The following is a 14,735-nucleotide window of genomic DNA, read 5'->3' as shown; positions in this document are numbered from 1 at the left end:
AAAGAAACTTGATGTTAATTTCAACATCAGATTCTTAATTTTAAACCTGCAAGCTGTGAGATATTTGCCATACTTTTCATTATGGCAAGTAGCGCAAGGATCGTTTCAGTGTTTGCTAGGGTTTTAATCATGACGGCACTTATGGTGCCGTTTTTCAGCTTTTCTACCGTCGTTTCTCTCGAAGCTTCTGCACAAACAGAGCAAGAGGGAGCGGTACAAAAGCTGTCTGTCGAAAAAATGATCCATTATCCAGAGGTGATTGACCAGCTTTATCAAAGTACTAATTACCGTTTGAACTGGGAAAATGAAAGCGATATTGAGCAGTTTCTTTTTCAAGTAAACCTGGTTGCTCTTGCTGGCGTCACGGACGAATTCGAGAATCAACTCCATCGTATAAACCAAGTTCGATGGCAGGGAGATAACCTCGACTTTGATTTGGTAATGACAGATTCACTCTTGATGTATCTCAGCTATCTCGAGCAGCTCCCTGAAGAAGGTATCAATTGGTTATTTGCTAACAAAGCCCACGTGATTTTACCTGCTCCTAGCATCGATACTTTGTCCGTACTGAGTAACGAAATTACGGTAGACAAACTTAGTCAATTCTTAGCAAGCCTTCGCTCTCCTTTACAAACGGACGAAGCTTTTTATTCCGCTTACTCCTCTTTATCCGAGCACGCTCAGTATCAATATCCAATCTATGAACAAACGGGCCTTGCCCGTGTCGGTGACCAATTAGAAAATAAACCGCTTCTGATTGAGCGTATGGAAGTGGTTGGTGTGGATGTATCGTATTTAGATATCACGACCCAACAGTATGATGAAGAATTAGAGTTAGCGGTGAAAGAGTTTCAGCGTATTCATGGCTTGAAAGAGGATGGGGTGATTGGCCCGAATACCATTCGATGGATCAACTTTTCTCCTCAAGAACGATTGCATCTATTGGCGCTGAACTCAGAACGTTCAAGGATTTGGTCCAAAGACAGAGATAATGTTGTCTTTGTAAATGTACCTGGATACGAAGTAACGTATTGGCACGATGGTCAACCGTTGTTCGAGTCTAAAGTTGTGGTTGGCAGAGCCTCAAGAAAAACACCAATCATGTCGGGGACTCTTGACTCCGTCATTCTCAACCCCACATGGAATGTGCCATGGACCATAATGGTGAAAGACATCATTCCTAAAGTGAAACGTAATCCGATGTATTTGATTAACCATAACATTCAAATCATCCGGTCTTGGACGTCAAACGAAATTATTGACCCTACAACCATCAATTGGGCGACGGTGAATCCGAGAACATTTCCTTATCGTATGCGACAGGCATCGGGCTTACACAATGCATTGGGATTGTATAAGTTTAATATGCCAAACCCCCAAGCTATCTATTTGCATGATACGCCAAGTAAAAACTTGTTCGAACGAGATAGACGCGCATTCAGTTCCGGGTGTGTCCGCGTTGAACATGCCGACCAACTGGCGGAGCTCTTATTCAAAACTCAGGGACTAGAAGAGCGCTTAGCGAAAAAACGGGAAAGTACGCGTCGCTCTAACACGTCGGTTCCTTTAGGAGAACGCATCCAAGTGCACATTATTTATCAAACCGCATGGCTAGAAGAGGGAACACTTTACTACCGAGATGATATCTATAAATACGATCACCGTAGTTGAAATCTTTAAGTAAAATTTACAAAACTAAGAATCTTCTGTTTGCTCAATAATTAAGCGTCAATCACCACATCTTAAAATTAGGGTGGAGCGATTTATGCGTTTGACGTGACAAAGGTGTTTGGGTAATGTCCGCGACTTGTTTAGTTGTTGAGCATTGTTTTTTGAAATGGTGAGTCGTAATTTTTCCCGCCGAGATTTCCTTAAAATGACCGTTGGTGGCGTGGTATTGGCATCTGCCTTGCCATCGATTTCATGGGCTTCATTCCCTGACGAGCCACGTGAGTTGGCGATGAACAACCTTAATACTGGAGAGCTCCTCGAAACATGCTATTTCGATGGTAAACGCTATCTTGATGATGAACTAAAAAAGCTGAATGAGTTTTGTCGTGATCACCGTCGAAACGAAGTTCATCCGATGGATCGACGCTTGTTCGATCAAATCAGCCAGATTCAAAAGCTGATCGGTACAGATGCAGAAGTCATTGTAATTTCTGGTTACCGTTCGCCTTTGACCAATGCGTCCCTGCGCAAAGGGGCTAGTGGAGTGGCAAAGAAAAGTCTTCATATGGAAGGTAAGGCCATAGACTTCCGTCTTGATGGAGTGAAATTGTCTACTGTACGCGATGCAGCAATTAGCTTGAAAGCTGGTGGTGTTGGGTATTATCCAAGTAGTAACTTTGTCCATATCGACACAGGTGCTGTGCGTTCTTGGTAAGTCAATAGCAAGCCTCAGCAGGTCTTGAAGTCGCATGGGGTTAGTGTCATAGTTGCGCCAGTTTTAACGCAAATTTGTTTGGTAATAGGTTTTCTATGGCTCTGAAATACCAAGTTGTCCCAGTGACATCTTTTTCTCAAAACTGTTCTATCGTGTGGTGTGATGAAACGATGAAAGGCATCGTTATTGACCCAGGCGGTGACGAAAAGCAACTTGCTATGCTCATTAAAGAGCTTGGCATCGAGATCGTCAACTTGGTGCTGACCCATGGTCACCTAGATCATGTTGGCGGAACAGAGCCGCTGGCTGCAATGCTTGGTGGTATTGAGATCATTGGTCCTCATAAAGCGGATAATTTTTGGCTACAAGGTCTAGAAGGGCAAAGCCAAATGTTTGGTTTCCCATTGACTGAAGCCTTTGAACCGCATAAATGGTTAAATGAGGGTGACACTGTCACATTTGGTAATCAAGTATTAAAGGTATTCCACACACCAGGTCATACCCCTGGTCACGTTGTTCTTTATAGTGAAGAAGCGCGATTGGCGTTTGTGGGCGACGTATTGTTTAACGGTAGCATTGGCCGAACTGACTTCCCACAAGGTGATTTCAATACCTTGATTAGCTCTATCAAAGAGAAATTGTGGCCTTTAGGCAATGATGTCACGTTTGTCCCTGGTCACGGCCCTCAATCGACTTTCGGTCACGAACGTAAAACTAACCCGTTTGTTGCTGACGAGATGCCGCTTTACTAAAAGCGCGTGTACTAAGCATTATTCTGGCTCGGCGGCAGCTAAGTATCGCCGAGTCAGTCCCACAAAATCCTCTGCTTCACGATCTAGGTCACTGGCTGATATAAACAGATCGTAGCCGTAAAATCCTCTTTGATATTTCATACGGTTGGCGAGCATCGCCAGCAAGCCTTTATACTCAACCCCGTTGCTGTTTATGTATGGCTTAGGATCAAGCACCATATCTTCAAACTTTTCTTCACACTGATTCTGCTTCGCACCTAAATAAAGTAGTGCGCGTTGGCTAAGGAGAATTTCTGTCGCTATACGAGGGCAGATCGAATCCAAATAAGGTGAGTAGTGTTTTAGACGAATACCAATCCAAGGTAGCGGCTGATGCCACCCTTCCTGCTGGTAGCTACAAATCCCTATTGACTCAATATTTCGCCATCGGACGACCCATCCGCCTTTAAAAAGATGTTGTTGGAAGTGAGAAGCTGTCAGCGTAAAAGTGACTTGGCTTTTTTTGATCATCAAGATGGCGAAACCAACAATTGCAGACATCAAAATGACCGACAACATGGCTTGCTTCCATCCCGGAGAAATGACAACCAAAAACAGGGTTATCAGTGCAACGAGCAACAAAAGTATTCTGTTGATAGGGGAGTCGGGTTTGAAATGTGAATTTGTTAGGTGCAGCGTTTCCATGCTTATAACCTCATCGAATACTTGATCAAAAATGCGTGGATGACTAAATGTGCATTGACTTGCATTTGAAATAAAAGAAACCTCTGTTTTTATACCCAGTATTCAATAAATCCGTTCATAAAATATCTGATTAAATAGTAGACGTTCTATGCTTTGAGCGCATTTTTCATCGCGTTTCGCCGCTAAAACCTACAAATTGCTTGTGAATTTTGGTATAAAACGCGCTTCAAATTTTCATCCCTGCTGAGATGCAGTGAACTGGAGAAATATTCAATGAGACTTGCTCATAAGCGTAAAGTGCAGATGAAACTGCAAAAACGCATTAAAGCGACAGTAGCAAACTTAGCTGCAGCACCTAAAGCAGTGAAGCCTGTTGCCGAAAAAGCAGTAGCACCTTCTGTTGCTGAAAAAGCTGTTGCGGAGAAAGTAGTAGCTGAGAAAAAAGTAGCTGCAGTGAAAACAGTTGATGTTGCCCTTACTCCTAAGCAACAACAAGTATTAGACATCGTTGTAGCAAATGCTGAAGGTATCAACCCTAAAGGCATTGGTCTAGCTGCAGGTCAAGAAGATACTAAAGCGGCATCATGGGCTACTGGCGCACTGAAGAAGCTTCTTGAAGAAAACCTAGTTCAAAAAGAGCAGTTAGCAGGTAACAAAGTTATCTACAAAGCAGTTTAATTACCGCTACCGTTCTAGCTTGAATACCTCGGCCAATGCCGAGGTATTTTTTTATCTTCGTATTGAAAATAATCCATTAGGTATTGATTTTAACGCTGCCAATAAGTGCTTTGTCACATTTTCTTAAATACTATGTAAATTTTTTGGCAGAGAAGTACGTACGTATCATTTTTCTTTTGCATCGTTAAGGGAAAAGTAACTCATTAATTTTATGATAGTTAAACTTGTTGTATAACGGCTATCCTACGTAGTTATACGTAATACCTAAGGCTAATGTCTTATTGATGAATTACTCGCTTCCGTGTTCATGCCCATTTCGCATTCGACAACATTGTTACATCTTTTATACCGAATACAGCCAATCCTAATGAAATGGATGACAACAATAACCTTGGTGATAAAGGACGTGAACGATGAGTCTAATCCAAAAATCTTTAAAACGAGTGCTCAAAACAACCGCTGTCGTTGCCGCGATGACATTCGTTGTGACTTCTGCAAATGCTGCTGAAAAAGTCTATCGTTTAAAGCTTGCTGAAACTTGGGGACCTAACTTCCCGATTTTTGGTGATGCGACAAAAAACATGGCAAAAATGGCAGAGGAGATGTCCAACGGGCGTCTGCAAATCCGTATTGATTCCGCAAACAAGCACAAAGCGCCTTTTGGGGTGTTTGATATGGTTAAGTCTGGTCAATACGACATGGGCCACTCGGCGTCTTACTACTGGAAGGGCAAGGTTCCAAACACACTTTACTTCACTTCTATGCCTTTCGGTATGTTACCAACTGAGCAGTATGCGTGGTTTTACTACGGCGGTGGTATGGAGCTGATGGAGAAGGTGTACTCTCCACATAATTTGATGTCTTTCCCTGGCGGTAATACCGATACTCAGATGGGCGGGTGGTTCCAGAAAGAGATCAAGTCCGTCGAGGATTTGCAGGGTTTGAAAATGCGTATCCCAGGTTTTGCTGGTGAGATCTTGGCAGAGCTAGGTGCAAAACCAACGAATATCGCCCCTGGTGAACTATATACCTCTCTAGAGCGTCGCACAATTGATGCCTTGGAGTGGGTTGGTCCATCATTGGACTTGCGCATGGGCTTCCACAAAATCGCGCCATACTACTACACAGGTTGGCATGAGCCAGCAACTGAGCTTCAGTTCCTTGTTAATAAGCGTACTTGGAACCGTCTACCTGATGATCTAAAAGCGATTTTACAAGTAGCAATGAAAACCGCCGCTTACGATATGTACACGCAATCGAAACACGAAAGTGGCAAAAACTGGGCATCTATCAAATCTGAATACCCAAATGTTGAAGTCAAAGACTTCCCGCCTGAAGTAGTGGCTGCGTTGCGAGAAGCAAACGATCGTTTGTTGAAAGAGCACGCAGAAAAAGATGCTTTGGCGAAAGAGATTCAAGAGTCGCAAGCGAACTACATGAATCAAGTTCGACCTTGGTCAGACATTTCACACCGAGCTTACTTAAACAGTCAAGCTCAACAATAACGTTATGACGCAGGCGACGCCGAGAGGTTTAGCCTGCGAACGAAGCCCAAGAAAACTTCATAATGAATGCTCCGCACCATAGCGGAGCGTATCCAAACGTTCCACGGAGTTCGGAATGAGAAGTCTTATTTATATTGAGCGATTATTTAACCGCTTTAGCGATTTCCTCGGATGGTTGTCCAGCATCCTGTTTATTTTATTGTTGGTGAATGTGGTTTACGACGTTGTGATGCGATATGTATTCAACGATGTATCCATTGCATTCCAAGAAATGGAATGGCATCTATTCTCCGCCGTATTTCTGCTTGGTGTGCCTTACGCGATTAAGTCTGGTGGCCATGTTCGCGTTGACATTTTTTATGAACGCTTATCTTACAAAGCACAATCCATCATCGACATCATAGGCACGCTATTTTTCTTATTCCCTTTTTGCCTACTGGTGGCTTGGTTTGGTGTCGATTTCGCCAAAGAAAGTTACGCGCTAGGCGAGACGTCTGGTGATCCAGGCGGATTGCCATATCGTTGGATCATCAAAGCGATGATTCCGCTATCATTTTTCTTTATGGCAGTCAGTGGCATTGGACTGCTGCTGCATTCGATCAACAAGATTGTTAACCCTCATCTTATCTATGCCGGTAATAACGGTAAGTCGTAAAAGGAAGTCATTATGATCGGTATAGTGATGTTTTTTGTCGCGCTCTTTGCGCTTTTATTGGGATTCCCCGTTGCCTTTACTTTTGGCGGTATTGCACTGATTTTTGGTGTTTGGGCTGAAGGCATCGAGATGTTTGCTTTCATGCCATATCGTATTCAATCCATTATGGAAAATACGGTGCTAATGGCCGTACCATTGTTTGTCTTCATGGGACTAGTACTTCAGAAGACGAAGCTTGCAGAGCAACTGCTTGAGTCAATGGGACGTCTGTTCGGCGGTGTCCGTGGTGGTATTGCTATTTCGACAGTATTAGTTGGTGCATTACTTGCCGCGTCAACGGGCGTAGTCGGCGCATCGGTTGTTGCGATGGGGTTGATCTCATTGCCTGTGATGCTTAAATACAATTACGACAAAGGCTTGGCGTGCGGGACTATTTGTGCGTCTGGTACCTTGGGACAAATTATCCCGCCTTCTATCGTGTTGATCTTGTTAGGGGATGTACTCGGCGTTCCGGTCGGGGACTTATTCCAAGCTGCAATCTGGCCCGGTATCACGCTCGTCGGCGCCTATGTTATCTACATTCTTATTTACGCGAAGTTGAACCCTCAAGCCGCACAGGCGATAGAGCGCGATGAGTCGATCAGTCGAAAGCAAGAAGTGTTCACTGCGCTGAAAGCCGTTTTACCGCCACTAGCACTGATAATTGTGGTATTGGGCTCAATCTTTGCTGGGATTGCAACGCCAACAGAGTCAGCGGCTCTGGGCGGCGCTGGTGCGATAGTTCTGTCGTTACTGTATAAGCAGTTTAGTTGGTCGATGATTTATGATGCATCGAAAGAAACCGTTAAAGTAACCGCAATGGTCTTTGCTATTTTGCTAGGGGCAACCGCCTTCTCAATGGCATTTACCTACACTGGCGGTGATTATCTAGTCGAAGAGTGGATGCTAGAACTACCTGGAGAAAAGTGGGGCTTCCTCATCATTACCATGGTGGTGATTCTGATTTTAGGCTTCTTTATCGACTTCGTTGAAATCTGCTTTATCATCGTGCCAATTATTGCGCCGGTCGCTGAGTTGATGGGTATCAACATGACGTGGTTTGCGATTCTTATCGCAATGAACTTACAGACATCATTCCTAACACCGCCATTTGGTTTTAGTTTGTTCTATCTAAAAGGCGTCGCACCAGCAGGTGTCACTACGCGAGATATTTACAAAGGTGTGATGCCGTTTATCGCGATTCAAATTGTCGTGTTGGCTTCTTTGCTGTTTTTCCCAGGCTTTTATGGCATGAGTTGATCACTCGATAATAAAAGAGATTTTGTGAACTGAGAGTTTTTACCTTTTGAGACAAGTTGTTAAGCTGCTATTTATGTCTAGGCGGACGAAGTCGAGTTATTTGTGCTGCTAAGATAGTGAGCTGTAAAGCAGCGTTTCATGGAGGAAAGGGATGCCTCTCAAAGCAAAGTTAATTCTGCTGACATTGATACCCGTGGTATTGGTGTCAGCGAGTATCAGTTGGATTTCTATCTATCAAACCAAGACTCTTGGCAAAAGGGAGGTAGAGATCTTTCATCAAAACCTGATCCAATCAAAAGAGGCGGCGCTCAAAGACACGGTCGACGTCGCCTTTGACTCCATTTCTTATATTTACAACGATCCAACCTTAGAAGAGGGCGTTGCTAAAACACGCGTGAAAGCGATTTTAAACCGTTTAAGCTACGGAGCAGACGGTTACTTTTTTGCTTACGATAAATACGGCACCAACCTTGTACATCCTGTTCTTCCAGAGCTAGTCGGGGAGAACTTACTCTATCTTGAAGACGAGAATGGCGATCGTCTAATCGAAGCTTTGTTGTATCAAGCTCAATCAGGTGGTGGATTTCATCAGTACCTGTGGCAAAAGCCATCTACGGGTGAGGTCGTCCCAAAGCTTAGCTACGCCGCATGGCTCGATAAGTGGGAATGGATGATAGGGACAGGGCTCTATATTGAGGACGTCAGTCAAGAAGTCGCCAATATGCGTGCTGCGGTGAACAAAAATATCGAAACGACTTTTTTCTCGGTCGTCGTGATCTTAGCGGTGACCGTTGCTGTAATTATCGTTCTCACTTTAGCGATCAATCTGCATGAACACCGTCTTGCCGATAAAAACCTTAAAGAGTTGGCACATAAAACCGTCATGTTTCAAGAGGATGAGAAAAAGCATCTAGCGAGAGAGTTGCATGATGGAATCAACCAGTTGTTAGTTTCTAGTAAATGTCATTTGGATTTAATGAGTCATAGACTGGAAGACGAAAAACTCAAATCCCACTTAGATAAATCGCAACGCTCATTGGTCACCGCGATAAATGAAGTAAGGCATATTTCTCATCAACTTCGCCCTAGCGCCCTTGATGATATCGGCTTAGAGGCGGCACTGACCACTTTACTGCAAGACTTTCACTCTCACTCTGGGATTGATATCGAGAGTAATTTTGATACTCAGCAGTACAAACTGACGTCGGAAGTCGCGACGACCTTGTATCGTGTTGCTCAAGAGTCTTTGAACAATATCGAAAAACACGCAAGAGCGAAAAAAGTGACGGTTACTTTGCAAAAAATGGGCAATATGCTGCAATTACTCATACGTGACGACGGTGTTGGCTTTGTGGTTAACCAAGCAGTGCACCAACAAGGGATTGGGTTAAGGAACATGCAAGAGCGTGTAGAGTTCATTGGTGGTGAGTTTGAACTGATGAGTGAGCTTGGTTTAGGAACAGAGATTACCGTGCTGCTTAATTTGGATGAATTAGTTTATGGATAAACCGATTAGTGTGGTGATTGTGGATGATCATCAAGTGGTCTTAGATGGCTTCATGGCTCGCTTGGAGTTAGAGCCTGACATTGAAGTGGTCGGTACGGCAAGCAATGGGCTGGAAGCGATAGAAGTCGCAAAGCACCTTCAGCCTGATGTCATCTTGATGGACATTAGCATGCCGATAATGAACGGTATTGAAGCGACTGGGGTAATTAAAGAAGAGCGACCAGAAAGCAAAATACTTATGCTGACCATGCACGATAACCGTGAATACATCATGAAGGTCATGCAAGCTGGCGCAGTAGGGTACATGCTCAAGGAAATCTCGGCCGAGAAAATGGTGCAAGCAATAAAAACGGTGAATCAAGGTTCAACGTATTTCTGCGAGTCTGTCACACAAACGCTTTTTACCCAAGAGGTGGTGCCAGCCACTCAAAAAACGAATCCACTTAGCCGTAGGGAAGAAGCGGTGCTTAAATTAGTCGCTCAAGGAAACAGCAGTAAGAAAATCGCCACACTACTTAACATTAGCTACCGAACGGTAGAGACGCATCGCCACAACATTAAGCACAAGTTGGATTTACATTCGACGGCAGAGCTAGCGAAATATGCGTTTGAAACAGGGTTAACGGAGTAGGAGAGTAGTGCCCGCAAAAAGCGAGCACGTGAGAGCGAAATTAATCGACTTTTGTAATGCTGCCAAGCTCTAGCATTGGAGCGACATCGATATCCTCTGCATTCATCATTGTTGAGATGCGTTGAACGGAAGATAGCAGCAGAGACTGCTCCCATTCTTCCAATTTTTGGAATCGATTAATGAAGTGTTCCTGCAATGGCGTTGGTGCTTGCTTTAGGGCTTCTTGGCCTTTGCTCGTAAGTACAGCATGCACTTTACGCTTGTCTTGAACACTGCGTTGACGCTCAACAAACTGGCCTCGTTCTAGTCTATCTAGAATGGTCGTTGCGGTCGCTTGGCTCATGTTAGTGTGGCTAGACAACTGTTTAATCGTTACATTATCTAACTCATTGATAGCACGCATCAAAATCAACTGTGGAGCGGTCAATCCAGACTCTTTGCTCAGCTTTTTAGAATGTAAATCAATAGCGCGGATGATCTGACGAATCGAGACCAATACTTCTTCGTACTTTTCCAATTTATTCATCCAGTCTGTAGGGAACATTTATCGAGGCGACACTAACTTAAATGCGCCCTTATTTAAAGGGGTGGAATCAAAAATTACCACTACAATTTTAAGTAGTGTCTCCAATTTCATTTTGTCGCGTCGTGTAGACAAAATAAGAAGACCTAAAATTATTATAGCAATAAATGTTTGTGGTCTAACTATTGCGCTAGTGGTTTATCCTTTTAAAGGCGGAAATTGCTGAGTGAAAAGTAAGTTATTGGATTTTTTCATAGCAAAAAGATAGACAAAAACGTGTCAAATGATAGGATCTTGCGCCTTCACGGAATGTAAAACGTATCGTGTTCGAAAGATTTTTTTGTTTGGTACGTAAAAACAGTACAAAAATAGAGAGGAACGATGACAAAGGGTATAGATAAGTACAGTATCGATAGTACCGACTATACGGTAGGTCAAGACAACGTTCAAAAATGGGGTTTTGATGTTCATAACCCAGTTTTTGGTATTAGTGCAGGTTTAATTGCGCTGTTTCTTGTCGCTGCATTAGTTCTAGATGCACATACCGCAAAGACGGCACTTGATGGGCTGAAATGGAAGATCATTGGTTCATTCGATTGGTTGTTCATTATTGCAGGTAATATTTTCGTTATTTTCTGTTTGGCACTTATCGTTTCGCCAATGGGTAAAATCCGCTTAGGTGGTAAAGACGCTGTTGCCGATTACTCGTTCATGTCATGGCTTGCAATGCTATTTGCGGCTGGTATGGGTATCGGTTTAATGTTCTGGAGTGTCGCAGAACCTGTCGCTTACTTCACTGGTTGGTATGAAACGCCACTCGGTGTTGAAGCAAATACACCAGAAGCAGCGAGATTGGCACTGGGTGCGACGATGTTCCACTGGGGTCTTCACCCATGGGCAATTTACGGTGTTGTAGCACTTTCTTTAGCATTCTTTGCCTACAACAAAGGATTACCGCTGTCTATGCGCTCGATCTTCTACCCACTTCTGGGTGATCGCGCGTGGGGCTGGGCTGGTCATATCGTGGATATCTTAGCCGTTCTTGCGACCTTGTTTGGTCTTGCAACGTCACTGGGCTTAGGTGCACAACAAGCGGCAAGTGGTATTCATCACGTATTTGGTGTTGAGCCAGGCCTTGGCCTACAAATCGTCGTCATTACCGTTGTAACTTTGCTTGCTGTTGTTTCAGTCGTACGTGGTATTGATGGTGGCGTTAAAGTCATTAGTAACATCAACATGGTTGTGGCGTTCTTGCTACTGATTCTTGTTGGTCTTATCGGTTGGGCTGCGAGTTTAGGCTCGATTCCAACCACACTTATGGCATACGTAGAGAATATTATTCCGCTAAGTAACCCGTTTGGTCGTACAGATGAGGCATGGTTCCAAGGCTGGACAGTATTCTACTGGGCTTGGTGGATTTCATGGTCACCATTCGTAGGTATGTTCATTGCGCGTGTTTCTCGCGGTCGTACCGTTCGTGAATTCATTACAGCCGTTCTACTGGTTCCAACCGCTGTTACTGTTATTTGGATGTCAGTATTTGGTGGTCTAGCGATCGAGCAAGTTGTTGATAAAGTAGGTGAGTTGGGCACGAATGGTTTGACTGACGTTTCACTTGCTATGTTCCAAATGTTCGATGTTCTTCCATTTGGTAGCATGCTTTCAATCATTGCTGTTGTGTTGGTACTTGTGTTCTTCATCACGTCTTCTGACTCTGGTTCACTTGTTATCGACAGCATCACAGCGGGCGGTAAAGTCGACGCTCCTGTACTTCAACGTGTTTTCTGGGCATTTATGGAAGGTGCAATTGCGGTTGCTCTACTGTGGATTGGTGGCTCAGAAGCAGTTCAAGCGCTTCAGGCAGGTGCAATTTCTACAGCACTACCGTTTACCTTCATTCTGCTTGCAATGTGTGTGAGCTTATTGATGGGTATGAGAACAGAACGTCAATAACTCAGGCATTTTATAAATCAGTCTGAGTAACAAGTAATCAAAAGGCCAGCATTTTGCTGGCTTTTTTGTGCGGTTTTTATGACGGTGAGACAAAAAAATGACACATGAAAGTTCATATTTTACAAAGAGTTAATGTGCTATTTTGTTTTTTAAAAATTAGTGAATAGTCGTGAAAAAGTGTGTAATATTCACACACCTTAACTGTTCTCCCAACTCAAAAACTATAAATATGAAATTATCATTAAAACAAAAGCTTATTGGCGCAAGCCTTTCTGCTGTTGTTGTGATGGCAACAGCACTTACTTGGTTGTCGGCTGGTCAATTATTTGATCAGACTCGTTCAGGTGTCTATTCACGTGCGCAAAGTCTAAGTACTACTGCGTCAGAAGGAATTTCTGATTGGGTCAATATCCGTAAAGATATTGCTACTGCATTCAACGACTACTCGACAGAGCAAGACGTTGTCCCTTTCCTACAACAAGCTCGCAAGGCTGGTGGCTTTGATGACATCTTCCTTGGTACACCAAACGGTGATATGTATCGCTCTCACCCAGAGCGTAACCGTGCTGATTACGATCCTCGTACTCGTCCTTGGTACAAAGATGCTAACGCCGCAGGTAAGCAGATCATCACAGCTGCATATCAAGATGCAATCACTAACGCGCTGCTTGTAACCATTGCTGAGCCAGTAATGAAAAATGGTCAGTTTGTTGGTGTTGTTGGTGCAGATGTACTGATCGATCAGCTTATCAGCGACGTGATTAACCTAGATGCAGGTGAAAATGCGCATGCGATGTTAATCGATATGAACGAAGGTACGTTCCTAGCGCATCCAGATAAAAGTTTAACGCTTAAGCCTATCACCAGTGTTCTAAAAGACTTTTCAGAAGAGGCAATCGAGCGCGCTGCAGATGAAGGTCGTATCGAAGATACGGTAATCAAAGGTAAAGAGAAGCTTTACTACTTTAATAAAGTACCTGGCACGCATTGGATGTTCGCGATTGAAATGGATCGCGCAACGGAAGAAGCTGGGCATGCGGTATTGTTACGTGACCTATTGATCACTGCAGTGATGATCACCATTGTGGTTATTCTTGCGGTATCTTGGTTGGTTGGTTTCTTGTTCCGTGACTTGAGCCGCGTATCAAATGCACTTGAGGAAATTGCATCTGGTGAAGGTGACTTAACGCAACGACTAGAACCACGCAGTGATGATGAAGTCGGTAAACTGGCTGAAAACTTCAACCGCTTTGTTGGCAACATGCACACGATGGTGACCAAGCTTAGCCACGTATCATCTGCGCTTTCAGAGCAAGCACGCACGACGGCACAGCAAGCTGAAGAGCGTAGTCAGCGTATCTCTTACCAGCAAGATGAAATCAACATGGTGGCGACGGCTGTGAACGAAATGGCTGCAGCGACACAAGAAATTGCAGGTAATGCAGATAGCACGGCAAGTAACTCAGAGGAAGCGGTTCAAGCTTGTTCACACGGTTCTAGCCAAGTGACTCAGACGCAAGGTTCTATCCAGAACTTGGCGCAAGAAGTTCAAGTTGCCACTGATGTGATTCAAGAGCTAGAAGCACACGGAAATAGCATCAATACGATTCTATCAACGATTCAAGGTATTGCTGAGCAAACTAACCTACTTGCACTTAACGCGGCAATTGAAGCGGCACGTGCAGGTGAACAAGGCCGTGGCTTTGCTGTGGTTGCGGATGAAGTTCGCGTATTGAGCCAACGCACTCATGCTTCAACGCAAGAGATTCAAGAAACTATCGAGATGTTACAGGGCACAACAGCGAAAGCGGTTGGCATCATGGGTGATAGCCGTCGTCTGGCTGACACCAGTGTTGATGATGCAAACGCGGCTGCAGCGAGCTTGACGCAAATCCATACTGCTGTTGAGCGCATCAGTGACATGGCAACGCAGATTGCATCGGCGGCAGAAGAGCAAGCATCGGTAACAACCGAGATCACGCGTAATACTGAAGGCATTCGTGACGTTTCTAACGAGCTGTCTGTAGAAGCTCATCAAGCAGCAGAACAAGCTGCCCACCTATCTGAGCTTTCACACGAATTAGAGCAAGAGATTCAACGCTTTAAGCTGTAATCGGATACCGACCTAAATAAAAAGGAGCCATTTGGCTCCTTTTTTGAAC

13 protein-coding genes are annotated in these 14,735 nt (G+C 44.1%); 11 read left to right on the top strand and 2 right to left on the bottom strand.

Annotated elements, in window-relative coordinates; all coding sequences use genetic code 11:
- Positions 1-129: 129 nt before the first annotated feature.
- The 3 genes from LIX84_RS05860 to LIX84_RS05850 all read left to right on the top strand — a co-directional run bounded on the left by LIX84_RS05860 (position 130) and on the right by LIX84_RS05850 (position 3,138).
- Positions 130-1,671, top strand: coding sequence for a L,D-transpeptidase family protein (locus LIX84_RS05860; protein WP_226420885.1), 1,542 nt, complete (start codon positions 130-132; stop codon positions 1,669-1,671).
- Positions 1,672-1,837: 166 nt separating this feature from the next.
- The gene (locus tag LIX84_RS05855; RefSeq protein WP_226420884.1) at positions 1,838-2,386 is read left to right on the top strand and encodes a DUF882 domain-containing protein; all 549 of its coding nucleotides are present in this window, start codon (positions 1,838-1,840) and stop codon (positions 2,384-2,386) included.
- A 95-nt stretch (positions 2,387-2,481) separates the two neighbouring features.
- Positions 2,482-3,138, top strand: coding sequence for an MBL fold metallo-hydrolase (locus tag LIX84_RS05850; RefSeq protein WP_226420883.1), 657 nt, complete (start codon positions 2,482-2,484; stop codon positions 3,136-3,138).
- Positions 3,139-3,156: 18 nt separating this feature from the next.
- On the opposite strand, the gene LIX84_RS05845 is transcribed toward LIX84_RS05850, so the two are convergent.
- Positions 3,157-3,822: a DUF2982 domain-containing protein gene (locus LIX84_RS05845; protein ID WP_048625698.1), complete on the bottom strand. Its 666-nt coding sequence runs from the start codon at positions 3,820-3,822 to the stop codon at positions 3,157-3,159.
- Between the two features lie 273 nt (positions 3,823-4,095).
- On the opposite strand from LIX84_RS05845, the gene LIX84_RS05840 reads away from it, so the two are divergent.
- The 6 genes from LIX84_RS05840 (at position 4,096) to LIX84_RS05815 (ending at position 10,097) form a co-directional block, all read left to right on the top strand.
- On the top strand, positions 4,096-4,500 hold the full coding sequence (locus tag LIX84_RS05840) for a hypothetical protein (RefSeq protein WP_005394736.1): 405 nt from the start codon (positions 4,096-4,098) through the stop codon (positions 4,498-4,500).
- A gap of 413 nt (positions 4,501-4,913) precedes the next feature.
- Complete coding sequence (locus LIX84_RS05835) at positions 4,914-6,005, top strand: TRAP transporter substrate-binding protein (RefSeq protein WP_005394734.1); 1,092 nt, start codon at positions 4,914-4,916, stop codon at positions 6,003-6,005.
- A gap of 115 nt (positions 6,006-6,120) precedes the next feature.
- Positions 6,121-6,660: a TRAP transporter small permease subunit gene (locus LIX84_RS05830; RefSeq protein ID WP_047009966.1), complete on the top strand. Its 540-nt coding sequence runs from the start codon at positions 6,121-6,123 to the stop codon at positions 6,658-6,660.
- 12 nt (positions 6,661-6,672) lie between these two features.
- On the top strand, positions 6,673-7,959 hold the full coding sequence (locus LIX84_RS05825; RefSeq protein WP_005394731.1) for a TRAP transporter large permease: 1,287 nt from the start codon (positions 6,673-6,675) through the stop codon (positions 7,957-7,959).
- 151 nt (positions 7,960-8,110) lie between these two features.
- Positions 8,111-9,466: a cache domain-containing protein gene (locus LIX84_RS05820; RefSeq protein ID WP_012841643.1), complete on the top strand. Its 1,356-nt coding sequence runs from the start codon at positions 8,111-8,113 to the stop codon at positions 9,464-9,466.
- A complete protein-coding gene (locus LIX84_RS05815; protein WP_005394727.1) occupies positions 9,459-10,097 on the top strand; it encodes a response regulator in 639 nt (212 codons plus the stop codon). The genes LIX84_RS05820 and LIX84_RS05815 overlap by 8 nt, the downstream gene beginning before the upstream one ends.
- A 40-nt stretch (positions 10,098-10,137) precedes the next feature.
- Here LIX84_RS05815 and LIX84_RS05810 read toward each other — a convergent pair whose 3' ends face one another.
- A complete protein-coding gene (locus LIX84_RS05810) occupies positions 10,138-10,614 on the bottom strand; it encodes a MarR family winged helix-turn-helix transcriptional regulator (RefSeq protein ID WP_031780419.1) in 477 nt (158 codons plus the stop codon).
- 387 nt (positions 10,615-11,001) lie between these two features.
- Here LIX84_RS05810 and LIX84_RS05805 point away from each other — a divergent pair, with 387 nt between their 5' ends.
- Both LIX84_RS05805 and LIX84_RS05800 read left to right on the top strand, forming a co-directional pair.
- Entirely contained in the window at positions 11,002-12,573 is a 1,572-nt protein-coding gene (locus LIX84_RS05805) for a BCCT family transporter (protein ID WP_176319976.1), read from the top strand.
- Positions 12,574-12,802: 229 nt separating this feature from the next.
- The gene (locus tag LIX84_RS05800) at positions 12,803-14,686 is read left to right on the top strand and encodes a methyl-accepting chemotaxis protein (RefSeq protein WP_012841645.1); all 1,884 of its coding nucleotides are present in this window, start codon (positions 12,803-12,805) and stop codon (positions 14,684-14,686) included.
- The last annotated feature ends 49 nt before the right edge of the window (positions 14,687-14,735 follow it).

Origin of the sequence: Vibrio sp. E14 (assembly GCF_020515785.1) — a bacterium.
Taxonomy (GTDB): domain Bacteria; phylum Pseudomonadota; class Gammaproteobacteria; order Enterobacterales; family Vibrionaceae; genus Vibrio; species Vibrio diabolicus.
Note: the sequence above shows the minus strand (reverse complement) of the source record. Positions and strands in the feature narration are given on the sequence as shown.